The following is a 16993-nucleotide window of genomic DNA, read 5'->3' on the forward strand; positions in this document are numbered from 1 at the left end:
CGCGTCAAAACAAAAGACTCTATATCTCCGGCGGATCGCCGAGCGGTTTCAACGCGCCGGCGTCAACGCCGTAGCGGATGTTCGGCAGGACGCCGCCGGCGCCGACAATCGCGGTCTCATAGCGCGGGGCGCCGGCCTCCGAGGCGATCGACCAAACCAACAGACTGCCTTCGCCGGCGGAGACAGTCTCGAAGCCGATCGCCACGCAATTGCGGCCGAGCGTGACATGGCCGGGCCCGAAGGCGACGCCGTCGTCGCCGACCGTCAGCGCGCCGCCATAACTGGTCGCCAACGCCACGCCGCCGACGCCGGCGCCGACTGTCTTGAAACGGCCATCGCCGATGGCCAGACCGCCGGTTCCCGCGTGAGCCGCGCCATAGCGCTTGCCTTCGCTGATCGCCAAGCCGCCAGCGCCGGCGACGGCGACGCCATTCTCTTCGGCCATGGCGATCCCGCCGGCGCCGGCCGAGGCGAAGCCGGCGAAGCCCGCTATCGCAACCCCTTTATCGCCGACGCTGGAGTCGGAATGCGCGCCGGCGAAGGCCCAGCCGGCTCGCCCTGCATGGGCGGCGCCATGGCGACCGACCGCCGCGCAGCCGCGATCGCCAGCCTTTGCGAGGCGGCCGACGAGTTGGCGCGGATCGGCGCCCAGCGCGATCAGCTCGCTCAGAATTGTCCGCCGCGGCCCCGACAGCATAATCACGCCGGAGTGGAACTTGACCGCCGACGGGCGCCCGATCTCATCCGGCGGCGCGACGGCGACATAGGACTCGACACGGACCAGCGCCCAATCCTCGAACGTGCCGACATAGTCGATCATGCCGAGGCTCGGGTCGCCGCCGCCCCAGAGCAAGCCGAAGACGCCGCTTTCAGACTTAGGGTCTGGGTCCCAGTCCTTGGCGCGCACGGTTTGGCCGACGGTGAGAAAGGCGTTTTCGTCGGTCAGTTTGCACAGAATGACGATTGGTCGCGGATCTGTCTCGCCGCCCGCGGGCTGCCGATGTCGGCCGCCTTGCCGGTCGACGGCGCCTGGCTCGACATCGCCGCACGCCGGTTCCGTGGCGGCCTCGGAGAGACATCGATCGTGGTCGGGCTGCGCCCGCGCTGCGCGCTGTCTGGATGCTGCCAACGCCGCCGATCGAACTTGCAACCGCCCGTGTGTCTCGCTGTCCTGATCGATCAGGGCACGGATCCCGGCTTCAGTCGCCGTCCACGTCCGGACATCTCGAAACGCCGCATCGACAAAAACCGCCTCGACGCCGGCCTGCAGGCCGAGCGAGCCCGGGGTGGCGAACACGAAGCGGCGCGCGCCGTCGTCATCACGAAACCGCAGAATCACGCTGCTGCGATCGCCGACCTTGATCCGGGTCTTGCCCTCGACCGCCGCCATGACGACGACCGTGCCGCCAGCGGCGATTTCCACGCGAGCGACCTCGCCGAGGGCAAAAGCCCGACCGAAGGCGCCGAGCGTGACGGCGCGAATGTCATATTGGGAAAAGGCGGTGCATTCATTGCCGCCGCGCAATGTCGCTTCAGGCCCATCGGCGCAAAGGATCGCCACGTCGCCGCCGCTCGCCTCGCCATGAGCGCCGACCACGGCGACGCCACGCGATTGCTCGAGCGTCGCGCGTCCGCATACGCCGGCGATGGTCAGCAAGGCTCCGAAGGCTTGGCCGCACACGCCGGCGCGGGCGTAGCCGCCGCGACCGGCGACGGCGACGCCAAAATCGCCCGCATCGGCGACGCCGAAATCGTTGGGCGTCGCCAGTCGCGCCGCCAGAGCGTCGTTCGCGGCGCCAAGATTGAGTATGGCTTCCACCGCGCCGCGCCGTTCACCCGTGTAAAACACCCAGCCTTTGGCGAAGCGCATCGCAGCGATGGAGCCGTCCGCCGCTCGGACGAGCAAGCCGCCATCGGCGTCATCGACGCGCACGACGGCCCACATCTCCTCGAACAGGCCGCCGGCTTCGGGATCGCCGACACCCATCGGCAAGCCGACGAAGCCACGCTCGGCCTGTCCGGTTTCCGGGTTCAGGCAGAGGGTTGCGCCACACGCCTGCAACAGGGAGCGCCCGCCGGACTCGACGCCGCACAGGGCATAGATCGGCTTCGACGGCTCCGTGGCCTTGCTCATCGACCCTCTCGCTTCGCCCGCCCACAATAAACCGAGCCTGCCGCCGAGCAACCGCCCCGCGACATTGCGAGACCTCGCTCGCGCGGCCGGATCCACGGCGCTCCTCGGCGCTCCGGGTTCACCGACGCACGACGCGCTCCTGCGGCGCGGCGCGTCGCGACCCGAGCAGGGCGGGCAAGCGCGCTTCTCCTCGATCCGCGCCGGCGGCGGCCCGGGAAAGCAATTCCATCCGGCTGTCGTCCATGCTGAAATCGGAGAGAACCGCGGCGGCCTCAGAGGTCGGCCGCCTGCCGACAGAGGAACTCATGCGTTCGAACAGATCGAAACAGGCGGCGACACGCCGATGGGGGCGCTGGATCACCGCCTCGGCGATGATTTGGGCCATATCGGCGATCGAAACGCCGACCTGGGCCGAGGACGCCGGCGCGCTGGTGCTGCCGAAGGTCGCCGAGGGCGTCGCCGGACAAAGGATCGGCTGGCACTTCGACGAGATCGCGCCGGCGCTCGAGCAGGCGTCGAGCGACGGCAAACCGTTGGTGGTCGTCGTGGTGACCGAACCTTGTGGCTGGTGCCGGATCGCGCTGACACATGTCCTGCGTTGCAATGGGTTGAACAGTTTGGCTGGCCGGGCGCATTTTATCCTTCTCACCCACGAGCGCAGGACGTCGGCGGATTTTCGGCCGCAGCATCCCGAAGCGGCCCATTTCATCGATCTGTTGAAGATCGAAGGCTTTCCCACCGTCGAGATCGTCAGCGTCAAGAACAAGGAGATCACGCCGGTGGCGCGAGTGGCCGGTGCGGCGACCGAAGCGCGCCTGCTGCAGTTTCTGGCCGACAATGCCGCCCTGAAGGCTGCGACCGGCGCCGCCGCGGCAGATGCCGCTGTCGGTCTACCGAAGCCAGCGGCCTGTGGCGCCACGCCGGTCGACGCGGCGCTCGCCGACTCCGCGCCTCTGCATCTCCAAAAGGGCATTGCGCGCTGAACCCGCTCGAAGCCGCCGCCATGATCGCAGCGGCGGCGCCGCCGCCCGGGCGGCATCCCGCATTCACAAGGACAGACGGACATGGAAATGCTCTCGCAAGCCGGACGAATTGCCGCCTGCCTCGCTGGCTGGCTGGGGTGTCTGTGCGCATTGCCCGCCGCCGCGATGGACTGGTCAAAACAATATGATTTGGCGACCGCGAGGACCGTCTATGTCGCGACCGGCGTCGTGGCCTTCGATGACACGGAACGGCTTCAGGCGCTGATCGCCGCCAACAAGGGCGTCGATGGCAAAGACGTCGCGCTAAAGAGCCTGACCAAGGCCCGCCGGCGGCCACAAGTCAGCCTCGATTCCAACGGCGGCAATGCGGTCGGCGGCTTGCGGCTCGGCGCGTACCTTCGTGAGGCCGATGTCGACACATTGGTCGCGGCCGGCGCCGCGTGCCATTCCGCCTGCACCATGGCGTTCATCGGCGGCGTGTCGCGGACGGTGCTCGGAAAATTCGGCATTCACGCCATGTCGGTCAACCCGGACGCAACGGCGTCCGAGGGCGGCTCAGCCGCCAAGCACATGGATGAGGTGCAGGCGCTGTCGTCGATGTTCATCCTCTACACCCGCGAAATGCTCGGCAGCAGCGCCATGGCGGACGCGGCGCTGCAGTTCGGCTCGAAGGGCGTCGCGCTGGTCGATGACGCGCAACTGCGCGACTGGAACATCGTGACCATCGCCGCCAGGCCGGCGCAGATGTTCGACGCGGGCGTCGTGAAGACGCTCGACTGCGCGAGCGCGGCGGCGCCCACCACCGTCAAGACGATCGTCTGCGGCGCCCTTCCCTTTATCCGCAATGAGGTGCGAATCGCCGCCGCATTGCAGGCGCTGAACGGGAGGGTCGACGCCCAACGCCTCGACGGCGAGCAGGCGCGGTGGATCGCCTATCGCAACGGCTGCGAACGGCGTCTGCGGGCGCCGACGGCGCATATCGGCGCCAGCGGACACATCATCCAGGAGGGCTTGTTCGAGAATTTCGGCGAAGCGGCGGTCGAAACCTGCGTCGACATCGCCTATCGCCTGCGGCTGCGCGAGCTGGAATCGCTGGTCGAATACTATTCCGCGCGCGACAGCGAAGTCGCGGCCAAGGGGTGGCATGCGCCGACGCCATAGCAACAAGCCGGCTCTGTCGCGAATTTTTCTCGCGGGCCGGTTGGGGCTATGATCGCCGGGCTGGGGCAGGCGGAATAGCGGGGCGTCGAGGTCGACCATTCCACGCTCAACCGCTGGGTTGCCAAATATGCGCCTTTGCTGGAGAAGGAGTTTCGTACTCGCAAGCGTCCTGTCGGGTCGAGCTCGCGTCTCGATGAGACCTATGTGAAAGTCAAAGCTGCTGGAATATCTGTATCGGGCGGTCGACAAAGCGAGTGCGACGGTCGATTTCCTTCGGACGGCCAAGAGGGGTCGCAAAGGGGCGTTGCGCTTCTTGCGCAAGGCGATCGGCCAGCACGGCGAGCCGAAGAAGATAACGATCGACAAGAGCGGAGCCTACACAGCAGCGATCGAAAGCTACAATGAGGAGCGTGAAGCGGACATCGAAATCCGGCGCATCAAATATCTCCATAATATCGTGGAGCCGTGAAACGCGTGATGCGCCCGACGCTGGGTTTCAAATCATTTCGATCGGTTGCCGCGACGCTTTCTGGGATCGAGCTGATGCACATGATTCAAAAGGGGCAGATGCGAACGACGAACGAAATGCGTCCCGCGCAGCAATTCTATTCCCTCGCCGCCTGAGCCACGTCATTCTCACTTACCCGGCGCGCCTGTAGACAAGATTTGCGACAGAACCCAAACGCCGCCTCACCCGCAATGAATGGCGACCACGATCCCTTTTTTATCGACAGTCAAATCGAGACGATCGGCGCGGAACTCCATCTGATACGCCATCCCGAGATCCATTCGTCGAACGATCATCGCGCCGGCTCTACGTCTTGCTTCGTCGGCGAGACTGCCTTCATACGGTTTTCCGACGACGAATAGGGCATTTTTCGAATTGCACCCCTCCGCCCGAGCACGGAAAAGGCCCGGTCCAAAACAGGCTATGCCGACGAGGAAGGCGCAAATGCGCCAATTTGGCGAGACCCTTTGGTGGCGAGAAGAATTCATGGCGTGAGCCTCTTTTCCGATTTGATGCGCATCCGTCGTCCTCTCACGGCTGCCGCAATGCCGGACCAGACCTACGAAGCCGTTCCCACTTCACGCGCTTTCGCGATCCAACTCTCGATTACGCTATCCGGCAATCCTGATGAATCACCGCGGTCGCCGTAACGACTGCGAGCGATGTTCCTGGAGCGCGCCGCATCATGAGCGCGCTGGGCCGACTCCTTCGCCTGCCGCCAATCCGCGCATCCGAAGTCCCGAAACAGGACGGGGTCGTCGCCGGCCACGCCATCGACGCGACCATTCCGGACCATGATTCCGGCCGTCGGCGCCTCCTGTCCGCCACGTCCCCAATAGGCGATCGAAAACGCCAGCTGCGGAAACGCATTGGCCAACAATTTGCACTCGTCGCGAATCGACCTCGGATGGGACCAGCCGTCGAGTTCTTCGACGATCCCGATCGTGCCGTCGGCGAAGCACCAACCCAGCCCGATGGCGACTTGCGCGTTCGCCAGAGTCTCGACCGACAGCAGCCCCCAGCGCACCCGAAACGCCTCGCAGTCGCGATGAAGCTGCTCCGTATCATAGCTCTCGTCGCCCGCGGCATTCATCCAGAAGTAGTCCGAATCCCGCGGCGCGCCGAGCAAGCGCCTGACCTCGTACTGATAAACCGAGGCGCTTTTGCAACTGTGGAAGAATGTGTCTGTCCGGCGGATGATTTCATGTGCGGCATCAGGGGCGACGCTCGCGCCATAGATCACCCATGACGCATGTTTGTCGGCTGGCGTGCGGCAGACATCGAATGACACGACTATCTCCGCTCGGTCCCCGGGAGGCTCGCGATCCACAGCTCCGCGACGCGATTCGTCGCGGCGACGAACTCGAGGCAGACGGTCAACGAGCCGTCTGTGGGCGAAAAAAACGCGTCGGGTTTGCCGCATCGTAGGACATTGAGCGACGGCGGCTGCGGCCGTCCCTTGGGCGACGGCTTGTATTGGTACGCGACGCACCGGAATACATTGGTGGTCACGACCTCTTTCAGCATGCGCGCTTCCTCGATGAACTCGCCTGGCTCGTCGAACCGCACGGTGATCGCGCCGAGCGAGAGCGCGTCGCGTTTGCTACGGCCGAACCCTCAACAGATCGCGCCATGCTTTTGCTCCCGATTCGGCGTCGCGAATGCAGCGCCGCTTGCTTGTCCTGCGGGATGGACCAAGCGTCGCCGAGTTGCGGCAGACGTTCGTGCGCCAGGCCGAACGCGAGACATCTTATCCTGCCCGCGCGTTGCTCGGCGACGCCTTCCTGCGAGGCATCTGCGCTATTCCTTTTCGTTGCCGCGCGTTTCGTCAATCGGCCTTGACGCAGACTTCGATCTTGGGCTCGGTTCGGCCGCCGTCTTTTGCGACTCTGGAATAGGGCGCGACTTCGTAGCTCTTCAGACCTGCCGGGCAGGGCCGGTCGGCAAGTTTCTCGAGCGAGGGAAGGACGCATTCGACGACGCCCGGGGCGGCGGGAATTTCCAGCCATAGGGGTCCAGGGCAGGTTGGCGGGGTCGACAGATTTATTTCCAGCCAAGGGAAGAGGTAGCGCGGCTCTCCCCAGGCGGTGCGAACGTCGAGGACCGGCCTCACATCTGCCGCTGTGGAGCCGAACCTCGGCTTCGCCAATGCCGCCAGTTCCGACAGCGCGTCCTGGTTCGACAATGCATAGGGAAGCTCGCAACGATCCTCGCGCCCCGAGACGGGCGCCGAGCCCTGGGGACATTCTTGGCCGGGCTTGCGCGGCGCATAGCGGTAGGAGCGCCGCTCGTTCAGTCGGCATCGTGCGCCTTCGTATTGTGTCGTCCCCTCGGGACAGCCGCCTGCCGGTTCAGCGAAGAGCCGCTGATAGACTGGCCGCTTGCTCCATTTGCAATCGGACGCAAAAATGAAGTGGCTCACAGGCATGCCTTCGCGGATGATCTCGCGATAGGCGGCAAACGGCCACATCAACCCGTGCTTGATCACATAGACGAGCGGCGAGTCGCTATCGGGCGTGACGATATTGCTGTCGACTTGCGAGCATGGGCTGAATGTCCGCGCGCTCTGCGTGATCGACAGCGTGGCGCCGACCCCGAGATAGGCCAGAATCGGCAGGGCGAGCAATAGCTCTGCGGTGGAGGTCCAGAAGTCCTTCATGGTGGTTTCCCGTGCGTTGTGCTGTGGCCCTTCAATGGCGCAAGAGGTTACTCCGCAGGTCCGGCGCGTTGAATTCTCGCCTGACATAATTCGAAGTCTTCGATCAGCCAGCAAAATGATGGCGAGCGGGCGGTCGGTTCGATATCCGCCCCAGTTCCATGCGTCGACGGCAGCCGCCTTTGGAGGTCGCGCGCCAGCGCGCGGATGTCGATCCTTCCTTCTTGTCGCAGCAGCTCCCGCGCTTTTCGGTCCTTGTCGCCCAGTCGGACGAGGATCGCGGCAATATTCGATTTCACGCGGAGCCGACTGCGCAGCGGACTCGATGGACTTTCGGGTATCCCGTCGAGCACGACCATCATCGCATGGAATTGCCCGGCCAGTTGATTGAGTGGGCCGGATGTCAAAATATCCCTGATGGCCGATCGGCACTCCGAGCAGGAGATCGAGGGCGACGAAAGAACCAACAACACCGGCTTGCCGTCCCGCTCGCCAGCGGCGAGCGCGCTCATATCCGAGCGCCAGCCGACCATCTTGCCGGGAATCTCGTCTTCGGGACGAGGAATGTGCCAGGTGGCGACTTCCGCCGCGGCGCGGGACACGCCGTGGTAGGGATTTCCCTCGACGGAATCGCGCCGATACAACCCATCCATCAGAAACCAGTCGTCGGGAAGACCGGTCATGGCGCGGCGCTCCCGCACGATCATATCCTCATTCGGCTCGACGCTTCCGGCCGGGGCCGATAGCAGCGCCGTGAGCGTGCTCGCAACCGCTCGGGAGACGGACGCGGCGCAGGCGTTATTCTTCAGGAATGCGGCGGCGTCATTCGAGCCAGCCTCGATCCAGCCGGCGAGGACCCGAGCGCCCTCCCCGTCCTCTATCGTCCTCTGGAGTCGCGGCCCGTCGGGCTCGATCTTTTGGCCGAGCGCCGTCTTCGCCGCAGCGAGGGCGCTCGCCGCCTCGGCGCCCATTTCGTTCGGAAGCGTCGCGCAACCGGCGGAAAACCGGGCCGCGAAGGCGAATATATAATGGGACCGGAAAACGAGTCGGCGCCGATAGGCGCTCTCGGCTGTGCTGAGCGGCATTCCGGACTCTCTCGCAGCCATGACCGGTTCGGCGACCCAATCGCGCGCATCTCGCGTCGCGAGTCTCGCCGTATTTCCGGCGATGAGCGCTTCGACATATTCAGGCGCGGCATAGGGCGGCGACTGCGATTGCGCGATCGCCGAGAGGCTCGTCGCGGCGGCGAGAGCGGCGATCGGGAGACATTGTCGCAAGGTGCGAAGCGGGTGGCTGGACATAAGCTCGACATGGCGATCCGGAAGATATGGAAATCGATAGCTCCCCCAAAGCGAGCCCGCCATTGCCGATGATTGCCGATGATTGCTCAGGCCGTCGACAGCCGGGAATTCAAGAAAGTGGGGAACCTGCTTTCGGACAAAAGTTCCACTCAGGCTTTGACCAAATATTCCGCGCTCAGCGTCGTGACCGCGCCGGCCCATTTATGGCGGCGATATTTGTGAAACCGACCCAATTTGGTGAGGAACTGTGCGGTCTCGTTTTCGTCGGGGCGTATGGATTTGGATCGAGGATCCAGTTCGTCCAATGCTTCCCCCGACCAAACCAGCGCGGTCGTCACTGTGAAGCGGCCGGGTTTGGGCTGGACGGGCTGCGGGCTGGACATCAGGAGCAGGCGGTCGCCGTCCAGCGACGGGCGTGATGGAGCCGGCAGCCACAACACGGCTTCGCCCCATGGGAGCTCCCAAAGATGCTTGCCGACCGGCGCGGGGTCGCGAACGAAGACCGTGAAAGCCGCCAAGGACGTTTTCGTTTCTCCGAGGACTGCGACCTGGCCTTTGTGCCTGCCGACCTCGAAAACGAGCGGGCCTTGTCCACCCGACGGCAAAACGTCTGGGCCGAAGCTTCTCGTCATGTCGAAACGGTCCACGACCAGGACGGCGGTCCCCTCGTCCGAAGGCGGCGCCCGCAGCCCCTCCAACAGGCTCTTGTGCATCCGCTCGAGCGTATAGGCGTCGGCGCCGGGCCATAGCTCGAGCAGCCGCGCCGCAAAGCCGAATGTCGAAAGCTCGAGGTCGGACGGCGTCAGCAAGGGAAAACTGCCCGCGACGCCCTTGCGCTTTCGCAGTCCCGAGATCTGATGGTTCATATGATCGACGAGCGCGTCGCTGAATTCCGCCTCCAGCCCGACGTCGCCGCGGAGCCGCTTGGCGAATTTGCTATCCGCTTTCGTGCTTCGATCGGGATCGCCGTCAGGGTCGGCCAGCTCCGGGAAAAGCTTTGATTCCGCGATCGATTTGCCGCTGCTGACATCATCGACGAACGCCTGAAACGCTCGCCACTTCAGGTGCAATGTCGGCATCCGCACGGTTCGTCTCCTGCGCCGCCTCGGGCGCCGCAGAGTAACCTCCTGTGGAGTTTTGGGAAAGATCATGGAACGCTCTGGCGCGCCGCGCTCATGTCGGGAGTCAGAACGGTAAAGCGAGGAAAGTCCCGCTGATCAAGGCTCCGGCGGCAGGAGCGGCGTCGGGTCGATCGCCTCACGGAGCTCGAAGTGCAGACGCACACCCGTGGTGACGCCCGTTTGCCCCATAGCGCCAATGGCTTGGCCGCGAAAAACGCACTGCCCGGCCGCAACGTCGGCCCTGTCGAGATGCGCATAGGCGGTTTCCATTCCGAGGTCATCGTGACGGATGACGATCACGAGCCCATAGCGGCCTTGCACACCCGCAAACACAACCTCCCCGGAGGCTGCGGCGCGGACGACGTCCCCTTTGGCTCCCGCGTAATCGACCCCGCGATGCGAGGTGAGCATTCCGTCGAGGGGACTGCGCCGCAAGCCGAAGGGCGTGACGATCGGACCCGGCGCGGGGCGGTCGAAACGGGGCGGACCGGCCTCGTCATCTGTGCTGACGCAACTCGCCGCCGCGGCCGGGCCGATCAGCGTCAGAGCGAGGAAAGATGCGAAAATCGCTGCGCGCATCGCCAAATCCTCTTTCAGCCCGAGCAATTGGATCGAACGATGCGGCAATCGACGCCGCCTTCCGCGCGGCAGGCGGCCAGCGCGCGCCGGATGGCCAGCGATCCCGAGATCTCGTAGCGCGCGCCCCATGCCTTATTCTGACCGATCGCGAGCGCCGCGCAGCGTCGGTCGAACCAGATCGCCAATTTGCAATCATTCGCCTGACCGGCCTGCGCCCGGCAAACGCCGAGCGCTTGCTGTTCCGCCGCGGATCGCGAGGCCCGTCCGGATGAGAGACCGGAAGCGCCGGTGCTCGACGAGATATAGATCGCGCCGAAGCTCGCACTTGTGTCGTATCCCGGGCTGGGTCCTGAGCCGCACGACATCAGGCACATGGCGGGATCGGAGGAGTAGCTGTAACAGCTCGCCCGGCACGACGCCGTATCGGCTCGGGCGCCGGAGGATGCGGAGAAAAACGCGAAGCCGGCGAGGGCGACGGTGATCGAAGCGATGCAGCGAAACGGTTTCATGTCTTTCCCGAAGTTCGAATGGATGCTCCAGCGCGATATGGCCCATTGCCTGCGGGCGAGACGATTGCCGGCGATTTCCCGACATTGCGCTTTGCGCGATAAATGCCCTATCCCGGAACGGACAGTCACCGCGGCGCGGCCGATCCCAGCGGCGAAGCGCGCAAGAGCTTCTCGATTTCGCGTCTGAGATCGCCGAGCTCGGCGCTCCTCTGCTCACGACCGTTCAAATAGATCGCCGGAGCATCGGCCACCCGCAATTGTTCGGCCTCACGAATACGCGTCTCTATCGGCGGCGGCTCCGTGATCCCGAACCTGCGCTCGACGGATGGCTGGGGCCGCAAGGCCTCTGGATCGAAGTCCGCCATCAGATCGAAAAAAGGATGCCCGGTCGGCCGCGGCCGGATGGGCATATTCGCGCGAAACCAGCGGGGCTTGCAATCGCTACGCAGGAACGGCGCCGCAAGGCTCGCCAATCGCGCGCGCCGCTCGGTCTCGGGAAGCGCCGACCATTCGAGAAAGGTTTCGATCAAGCGAACATATAAATCTGGCCGCAGCGCCATCGGCGCGCAGCGCGGGATGTCGTCCGCATCGAGGCTCTGGGCCGCGATCACGCGCGGATACGCCGGCATGACGCCGATCCGCAGCTGTCGGGGCTCTGAAAACGACGCTTTCAGCGCGGGAATTGTGCGGGCGATCAAATCGGGGCAGCCGGGGCATCGCCATGGCAGGATCACGACCATATCCACCATCGCCGATATCGCGCCGATCTCGATGCGATTATGGGTTTGATCGAGCTCGGAAATGCTGCGCGCCTCGCCGCCGCTCGGCGCTGGGCAGCGCGCGAGGTCGCCTTCCGTGACCACGGTATGGCCTCTCTGCACGATTGTCGCCAACAGCTCGGCGGCGTCGGACCTCTGTTTGTCGCAAGCGAGAAGCAACAATTCGACGGCGCGTTGCGGGTCGCCCGAGAGGCGCGCCGCACGGGATCCTTTCAGCACGAGACCCGCGAAGCGAACCGCCGCATAGCCTGTCGGGTCGAGGTCGAGGGCTTTGGCGAAATCCTTTTCCCCGCGATCGAGACCGCCATTCTCCCAGGTCGCGGCCGCAGTCTCGATGATCGCCGGCGCGACGCCAGCGGCGGCGGCTAGGTACACGCTCGCTGGCGCCGGCGAGCTCCGGCCCGGCGTGTCGGCGCGCCGATCCTGCTCCCATGCGACCATCGCGGCCGGCGCCCAGCCGGCGGCCTCGGCTCGTCGCGGGTAGCTGCGCGCTTCGAAGTCAACTCGCTTCGCGCCCTCGGGGTCGACTGCGGTGCGCTCGCCGAGCTCCTCGGCAAGCAAGGTCATCGCTATAATATCGCCGCGCTCGGCCCGCTCCCGCGCATCCTCGTTCCGCCACCGTCCGCGCTCTCGGGCAAATTGCAGAAGCGCATGTAAAGGATAGCGGCACCATTCGGTTTGCGTCAGCCCGAAACTGTCCGGCTCACGGCTGCTCCTGTCGCAGAGGAACTCGAACATGCCGTTTCGGACGACGCCCCAATCATGCAGGCGCTTCAGCCGCGTTTCGGGATAGGCGCCGAACCAGGCGACCGACGCCCCCAGCAGCGCCAGCGTGAGAATGCCGCCTCCAACCCATTGCAGCCCATGCTCGTGCCATCTCTTGGGACGCGGCAATCGATATGTCGCGAACCGCCTCCGATCGTTTTCCGTCACATCCAGAGCCGGCAATGCGCCTTGCAGATAGAGAGCCGGATTTTGCCTGCCTGCCGTCGACGTCCGTACGCGCTCGGCGACCTCGACGAACACATCATGCACGCGCCGATCCGGTTCGAGCAGACCCGGCAGAGATCGAGCGAGCGCCTCGGCATAGGGGCTGTGTGCCCCGGCGCCGTCGATCGCAACGGCGCCGGCGGCGGTCGAATAGACGATCAGCATTCCGTCCGGCGGAAGTTTCAGCGCGGCTAGCCCCTCGGTCAGATCGCGCTCGCCGGCGTCGAAATCGGTCGAGACGTCGCGGCAAGCGTCGATCACCAGCACCGTCGCTTTGCGCGGCGCGCGCGCCAAGCTCGCAACGACAAGATCCAGAGGCAGAGCGCAGGCGGGCAGATCGACCCGCGAGGTTCCTGTCGCATCGACCGGCAATAGGTAATTGGCGCCAAAATCCTGGACGCCATGTCCCGCGTAATAGACGAAGGCGACCGTTTCCGGCCCGGCGTCGGCGATGCGAGCCGCAAATTCGTCGATGGCGCGGCGCATGGCCGCGAGCGTGGCGTTCTCGACGAGATTCGTGGAGAATCCGAGCGCGCGCAGCACTCCACCGATCAAGCGCGCGTCTCTGATGGGATTGGAAAGCGGCTTCGACCGGTAGCGCGCATTGCCGATCAACAAGGCGAAACGCCGCTCACCGCCGGCGGCCGCGCCGGACGGAACCGACAGCGGTTCGTCTGCGCCCGTCATTGCGGAGGCCACGCTGTCGTCGTCCCCAAAGGATCGGCTCGCCATAGATCACTCGGCTGGAAAGGATGACGCGCAGGACGTGACAACAGATTGTAACGAAGCGTCCCATCGCCTCGCAAGGCCTCGATCTGTCAAACGGACGGCGTCTCGGTCGCAAAATTCATCGGCTGATAGCGCGATGGAACACCCAGCCGGCGATCGCCCCGGCGGCGATGGAAACAAACCCTGTCACGGCGATCGTTTCATTCTCGGTCGGCGCTGTGTCGAAACGACCGCGCTCCGCCAAGACGATCAGCGCCGTCCCGACCGAAAATGCGCCGACTCCGATCAGACTGCCGGCGACCACGAAGGCGCGCCGTGAGACGAGCCGCCGATGATAGATGATCCAGAGCGCAAGCATGACCGGAACGAGCGAGACGATCGCGATGGCGGCGGCGAGCAGACACCAGAACCGGACGAATGGAAGGATCAAATCGGGTTCCAGCTTCTGGAACCCAGACAGGAAACTATAGGCGCTCAGTCCGAGCGCCATGATCGTGGTGGCGGCCATCGATGCGAGGACATATCCCCACACATGGCTGATGAAGCTGGAAAACCGACCCGCCATGGAAATCACTCGCCTTTGGAATCTGCCGACGCCCCAGCGATATCGGCGCGCCGTCGAATATGCGATTCGGCCAGCAAAAACTCGCCATCGGCACGAATGACTGATGCGCTCAATTCATCAAACGACAGCCCACGCCCTGTATCGCCCGCGTCCGGTCAACTCGCGAAGGTTCGACGAGAGTTCGCCGATCATCGTGGTCGCGGCTTGTTGTGAGACCCGGAGCTCCTTGGCGGCAAAAGGGACGGTGACGACCGGCGAAGCCAGACACAAATCGACGAGTTGCGGCATCCTCGAATTCGCTCTTCGGCCTTTGCATTTTCTGAGCAGGAGCTCGCGCGCGAGCGTCAATCTGTCGAGTTCCTTCGAGTCTGCCTTCGCCATGGTTTCGATCGCACACGCGAACGCGACCAATCGTGATTCGAAATCATCTCGCCCAGCTCGGCGATATTTGGCCTGTCGGAATCCCGAATGCAGCGCTGTGAGACAGTGCCGCGTCTTTCCGCGGGAACGTAGCAAGGCCGCGGCGAGCAAGGGGCCGAGCCAAGCGCTGCGCTGTAACGGCTCGATCTCCTCCCAAGCATCGAGCGCGACGCTTGCCGCCATCAAGGGCGGGAGGTTCTGAGTGCGGCCCAGACATTCGCGCCACTCCGCGAGGCGGGCCTCCTCGTCCCAATCTTCGTCGTAGACCAAACCAGAGTCGTCCCGCTTCAGAGGCGGGGGCTCGCTTCGCTCTATCACCCGCGACGTTCGCGCCAGCAATTCATCGATTTCGGCGAATTCTCCTGTAAGGATCGTCTCGTCGTCCTCGTCATCCAGCTCCCGATCCGCCGCTTCGCCCATGGCGCCCGAACCAGTGGCTGGCTCGTGCGCCGCGCCGTGCGGCCTCCCTGCGCCACGCAGATTGGCGAGGCCATCGGTCGTCAACGCCCATCCCGGCTCGCAATCGGCAATGCGACGGCGCGTCAGCAGAACGGCATGGGCTCGCACGAGCTCGTGCGTCGGCGTGCGCACGTCCGTCCCGGCGTCATGAAGCACGAGATCTTCGAGCTGCACGAATTCGCCCGCGCGCCACAAGGCGGCGCAGGCGTCGTGGAAATGCGCGCGGAGAACGAACGCTTCGGCGACGGGACTGGAGCGAAGCCGCTCGTCGAAACGCGCGAGGGCGTCCGACGCGCTCTCGAAGGGCGCTTGCAGGCGCTCGAATGAAACAGAGGCGGGAAAAGCTGATCCCATTTTAATCCTGTACGAATCAAGACGACTATCAACTTATCTTCAATTTAGCTTTAGTGATAGAAGATGCTTCCTTCGATTTCGTCGGCCGGATCGAAATGCGCCGCCGCGGCCGCCGAAAGCAAGCCTCTGAACGGCTCTGAAGGCGAGCTTTCGGCCGCAAATCGACGAAAAGGGCTGTTTCTCGGGCCTTTCTTCTGCTCACCACTATGTCGCGGCGGCGAACTTCGGCCCTCGGATGCGGTTTCAAACGACCGATTTGTAATGTCCTCCAATTCTGCAACATATGTTGCAAATTCTAGGTGTTTCGTGATACCAACCTGACAAATGCACCTGACGCCCGCGATCCAGGCCAAAAACCTCAGGGAACTCGTTCTCGCCGTCGCTCGCGACCGTGGGATTGCTCGTTCGCGTGATTTCGAAGCAGCAGGAGTCCCGCGCATCTACCTTCAACGCCTCCGAGACGAGGGACTGCTCACGCAACCCGGAAGGGGCCTCTATGCACTCGCGGGCGGCCAGATCAGCGCACACCATAGTCTCGCCGAGGCCGCCAAAGCCGTTCCCTCCGGGGTCATCGGACTGCTGTCGGCGCTCCAATATCATGAGCTGACGACCCAGCTTCCGTCCCAGGTCTGGATGCTCCTGCCCTCAAAGGCATGGGCGCCGAGGCGACCGCCGGTCACACTGAAGATTCTTCGCGCCAGCGGTGAGGCGCTGAAGGCCGGCGTCGAGCAGCAGCTCGTCGATCGGGTAGTCGTCCCCATTACATCGCCCGCGAAAACAGTGGCTGACTGTTTCAAATATCGCAGCAAAATCGGCCTCGACGTGGCTATCGAGGCGCTACGGGACTGCCTGACGAAAAAGCGGGCCACGCGCGACGAAATCTGGCGCTATGCCGCCATCGATCGCGTCCAGAATGTCATGCGGCCCTATCTGGAGGCGCTTTCGTGACACGAGAGCCGCTCAAAAATCTCCCGGCCTCGGTGCGAGACCGGCTGACCCAGCGTGCGCGGGCCGCCGGCGAGAATGTTCAGCTGATCCTCACCCGCTACGCGATCGAAAGGCTCTTGTATCGGTTGAGCGTTTCGCAGCATCGAGAACGATTCATCCTGAAAGGCGCTATCCCCTTCAGCCTGTGGGGGCCGACGCCTTATCGCGCGACCGGCGACCTCGATCTTCTCGGCGCCGGCAACCCAGAGCGCCGCGGAACAACGCCGCCGATCGAAATTCCATTCGGACTTTCAGAGACCTTCGCCGCGGATCCGGTGCAGCAAACGCAGTGGCAAGCCTTCCTTCCGCGCACCGAGGTCGCGATGGCGCGGGAGCCGCTGAACCAAATTATCCCGTCGATCGCCTCATTTCTGATGCCAGTCTTTCTGGCCGCCGCTGACGAACAGACCAGTCTTGGAAAATGGCCAGTCGGCGGGCCTTGGGGAGATTGACCCATGCCCCTCATCGGCTACGCCCGCGTCTCGACCGAGGATCAGGTCACCGACGCCCAGACCGATGTGCTGAAGGCCGCCGGCTGCGTCGAGATTTTTCGCGAGCATATGTCGGGCGCCAAGGCCTCGCGGCCGGAGCTGGCCAAGGCGCTGGCGCGGGTGCGCCGCGGCGACGTGCTGGTCGTCGCGCGGCTCGACCGATTGGCCCGCGCACTGTCGCATCTCCTCGCCGTGATCGCCGAGCTCGACGCCAAGGGCGCGCATTTCAAATCACTCGCCGATCCCATCGACACCACTACCCCGCAG

The 16993-nt window shown here is 64.5% G+C and carries 21 protein-coding genes; 8 read left to right on the top strand and 13 right to left on the bottom strand.

From position 1 onward, the window contains the following. Positions 1–19: 19 nt before the first annotated feature. Positions 20–820 carry a hypothetical protein gene (locus tag EDE12_RS19870; RefSeq protein ID WP_134188253.1) on the bottom strand — a complete coding sequence of 267 codons (801 nt, stop codon included), beginning with the start codon at positions 818–820 and terminating at the stop codon, positions 20–22. A 90-nt stretch (positions 821–910) separates the two neighbouring features. Here EDE12_RS19870 and EDE12_RS19880 point away from each other — a divergent pair, with 90 nt between their 5' ends. Beyond that, on the top strand, positions 911–2164 hold the full coding sequence (locus tag EDE12_RS19880; RefSeq protein WP_157198916.1) for a hypothetical protein: 1254 nt from the start codon (positions 911–913) through the stop codon (positions 2162–2164). Between the two features lie 88 nt (positions 2165–2252). Here EDE12_RS19880 and EDE12_RS19885 read toward each other — a convergent pair whose 3' ends face one another. After that, a complete protein-coding gene (locus EDE12_RS19885) occupies positions 2253–2519 on the bottom strand; it encodes a hypothetical protein (RefSeq protein ID WP_134188256.1) in 267 nt (88 codons plus the stop codon). A 46-nt stretch (positions 2520–2565) separates the two neighbouring features. Between EDE12_RS19885 and EDE12_RS19890 the strand changes: the two genes are divergently transcribed. The 4 genes from EDE12_RS19890 to EDE12_RS22505 all read left to right on the top strand — a co-directional run bounded on the left by EDE12_RS19890 (position 2566) and on the right by EDE12_RS22505 (position 4902). After that, on the top strand, positions 2566–3117 hold the full coding sequence (locus tag EDE12_RS19890) for a hypothetical protein (RefSeq protein ID WP_134188257.1): 552 nt from the start codon (positions 2566–2568) through the stop codon (positions 3115–3117). A gap of 81 nt (positions 3118–3198) precedes the next feature. After that, positions 3199–4278 carry a hypothetical protein gene (locus EDE12_RS19895; RefSeq protein WP_134188258.1) on the top strand — a complete coding sequence of 360 codons (1080 nt, stop codon included), beginning with the start codon at positions 3199–3201 and terminating at the stop codon, positions 4276–4278. A gap of 229 nt (positions 4279–4507) precedes the next feature. Continuing rightward, positions 4508–4747 carry a DDE-type integrase/transposase/recombinase gene (locus EDE12_RS22500; RefSeq protein WP_280949675.1) on the top strand — a complete coding sequence of 80 codons (240 nt, stop codon included), beginning with the start codon at positions 4508–4510 and terminating at the stop codon, positions 4745–4747. Next, a complete protein-coding gene (locus tag EDE12_RS22505; RefSeq protein WP_134188260.1) occupies positions 4744–4902 on the top strand; it encodes a DDE-type integrase/transposase/recombinase in 159 nt (52 codons plus the stop codon). The genes EDE12_RS22500 and EDE12_RS22505 overlap by 4 nt, the downstream gene beginning before the upstream one ends. Positions 4903–4968: 66 nt before the next feature. On the opposite strand, the gene EDE12_RS19910 is transcribed toward EDE12_RS22505, so the two are convergent. From EDE12_RS19910 to EDE12_RS19960, 11 genes are all read right to left on the bottom strand, one after another. Then, complete coding sequence (locus EDE12_RS19910; RefSeq protein WP_084768277.1) at positions 4969–5274, bottom strand: I78 family peptidase inhibitor; 306 nt, start codon at positions 5272–5274, stop codon at positions 4969–4971. 71 nt (positions 5275–5345) lie between these two features. Then, positions 5346–6077, bottom strand: coding sequence for a hypothetical protein (locus tag EDE12_RS19915; protein WP_036289937.1), 732 nt, complete (start codon positions 6075–6077; stop codon positions 5346–5348). A gap of 2 nt (positions 6078–6079) precedes the next feature. Then, positions 6080–6355, bottom strand: a complete 276-nt coding sequence (locus EDE12_RS19920; protein ID WP_026597682.1) for a hypothetical protein — start codon at positions 6353–6355, stop codon at positions 6080–6082. 259 nt (positions 6356–6614) lie between these two features. Beyond that, positions 6615–7532: a hypothetical protein gene (locus tag EDE12_RS19925; RefSeq protein WP_166671901.1), complete on the bottom strand. Its 918-nt coding sequence runs from the start codon at positions 7530–7532 to the stop codon at positions 6615–6617. Continuing rightward, positions 7493–8149, bottom strand: coding sequence for a hypothetical protein (locus EDE12_RS19930; protein ID WP_134188261.1), 657 nt, complete (start codon positions 8147–8149; stop codon positions 7493–7495). The genes EDE12_RS19925 and EDE12_RS19930 overlap by 40 nt, the downstream gene beginning before the upstream one ends. Before the next feature lie 743 nt (positions 8150–8892). Then, positions 8893–9822 (bottom strand): hypothetical protein, encoded by a 930-nt coding sequence (locus EDE12_RS19935; RefSeq protein WP_026597679.1) that lies wholly within the window; start codon positions 9820–9822, stop codon positions 8893–8895. A gap of 138 nt (positions 9823–9960) precedes the next feature. Continuing rightward, positions 9961–10443: a M23 family metallopeptidase gene (locus EDE12_RS19940; protein WP_245275680.1), complete on the bottom strand. Its 483-nt coding sequence runs from the start codon at positions 10441–10443 to the stop codon at positions 9961–9963. A 14-nt stretch (positions 10444–10457) separates the two neighbouring features. Next, entirely contained in the window at positions 10458–10952 is a 495-nt protein-coding gene (locus EDE12_RS19945) for a DUF4189 domain-containing protein (RefSeq protein WP_026597677.1), read from the bottom strand. 125 nt (positions 10953–11077) lie between these two features. Next, positions 11078–13408, bottom strand: coding sequence for a caspase family protein (locus tag EDE12_RS19950; protein ID WP_051592301.1), 2331 nt, complete (start codon positions 13406–13408; stop codon positions 11078–11080). A gap of 160 nt (positions 13409–13568) precedes the next feature. Continuing rightward, positions 13569–14015 (bottom strand): hypothetical protein, encoded by a 447-nt coding sequence (locus EDE12_RS19955; protein WP_134188263.1) that lies wholly within the window; start codon positions 14013–14015, stop codon positions 13569–13571. A gap of 117 nt (positions 14016–14132) precedes the next feature. Beyond that, positions 14133–15248, bottom strand: a complete 1116-nt coding sequence (locus EDE12_RS19960) for an RHE_PE00001 family protein (protein WP_026597675.1) — start codon at positions 15246–15248, stop codon at positions 14133–14135. A gap of 324 nt (positions 15249–15572) precedes the next feature. Here EDE12_RS19960 and EDE12_RS19965 point away from each other — a divergent pair, with 324 nt between their 5' ends. From EDE12_RS19965 to EDE12_RS19975, 3 genes are all read left to right on the top strand, one after another. Further along, positions 15573–16196 carry a type IV toxin-antitoxin system AbiEi family antitoxin domain-containing protein gene (locus EDE12_RS19965; protein WP_051592300.1) on the top strand — a complete coding sequence of 208 codons (624 nt, stop codon included), beginning with the start codon at positions 15573–15575 and terminating at the stop codon, positions 16194–16196. Further along, a complete protein-coding gene (locus EDE12_RS19970; protein WP_026597673.1) occupies positions 16193–16687 on the top strand; it encodes a nucleotidyl transferase AbiEii/AbiGii toxin family protein in 495 nt (164 codons plus the stop codon). The genes EDE12_RS19965 and EDE12_RS19970 overlap by 4 nt, the downstream gene beginning before the upstream one ends. Positions 16688–16690: 3 nt before the next feature. Further along, on the top strand, positions 16691–16993 hold a 303-nt coding region (locus tag EDE12_RS19975; protein WP_134188264.1), incomplete at its 3' end, for a recombinase family protein.

Source organism: Methylosinus sp. sav-2 (assembly GCF_004366495.1).
Taxonomy (GTDB): domain Bacteria; phylum Pseudomonadota; class Alphaproteobacteria; order Rhizobiales; family Beijerinckiaceae; genus Methylosinus.

Excerpts from the sequence above, each read along its gene's own strand:
- EDE12_RS19870 (WP_134188253.1), bottom strand. The coding sequence starts at position 820 with ATGATCGACTATGTCGGCACGTTCGAGGATTGGGCGCTGGTCCGTGTC.
- EDE12_RS19885 (WP_134188256.1), bottom strand. The coding sequence starts at position 2,519 with ATGGCCCAAATCATCGCCGAGGCGGTGATCCAGCGCCCCCATCGGCGT.
- EDE12_RS19895 (WP_134188258.1), top strand. The coding sequence starts at position 3,199 with ATGGAAATGCTCTCGCAAGCCGGACGAATTGCCGCCTGCCTCGCTGGC.
- EDE12_RS19910 (WP_084768277.1), bottom strand. The coding sequence starts at position 5,274 with ATGAATTCTTCTCGCCACCAAAGGGTCTCGCCAAATTGGCGCATTTGC.
- EDE12_RS19925 (WP_166671901.1), bottom strand. The coding sequence starts at position 7,532 with ATGTCAGGCGAGAATTCAACGCGCCGGACCTGCGGAGTAACCTCTTGC.
- EDE12_RS19930 (WP_134188261.1), bottom strand. The coding sequence starts at position 8,149 with ATGATCGTGCGGGAGCGCCGCGCCATGACCGGTCTTCCCGACGACTGG.
- EDE12_RS19935 (WP_026597679.1), bottom strand. The coding sequence starts at position 9,822 with ATGCCGACATTGCACCTGAAGTGGCGAGCGTTTCAGGCGTTCGTCGAT.
- EDE12_RS19940 (WP_245275680.1), bottom strand. The coding sequence starts at position 10,443 with ATGCGCGCAGCGATTTTCGCATCTTTCCTCGCTCTGACGCTGATCGGC.
- EDE12_RS19945 (WP_026597677.1), bottom strand. The coding sequence starts at position 10,952 with ATGAAACCGTTTCGCTGCATCGCTTCGATCACCGTCGCCCTCGCCGGC.
- EDE12_RS19950 (WP_051592301.1), bottom strand. The coding sequence starts at position 13,408 with ATGACGGGCGCAGACGAACCGCTGTCGGTTCCGTCCGGCGCGGCCGCC.
- EDE12_RS19955 (WP_134188263.1), bottom strand. The coding sequence starts at position 14,015 with ATGGCGGGTCGGTTTTCCAGCTTCATCAGCCATGTGTGGGGATATGTC.
- EDE12_RS19960 (WP_026597675.1), bottom strand. The coding sequence starts at position 15,248 with ATGGGATCAGCTTTTCCCGCCTCTGTTTCATTCGAGCGCCTGCAAGCG.
- EDE12_RS19965 (WP_051592300.1), top strand. The coding sequence starts at position 15,573 with ATGCACCTGACGCCCGCGATCCAGGCCAAAAACCTCAGGGAACTCGTT.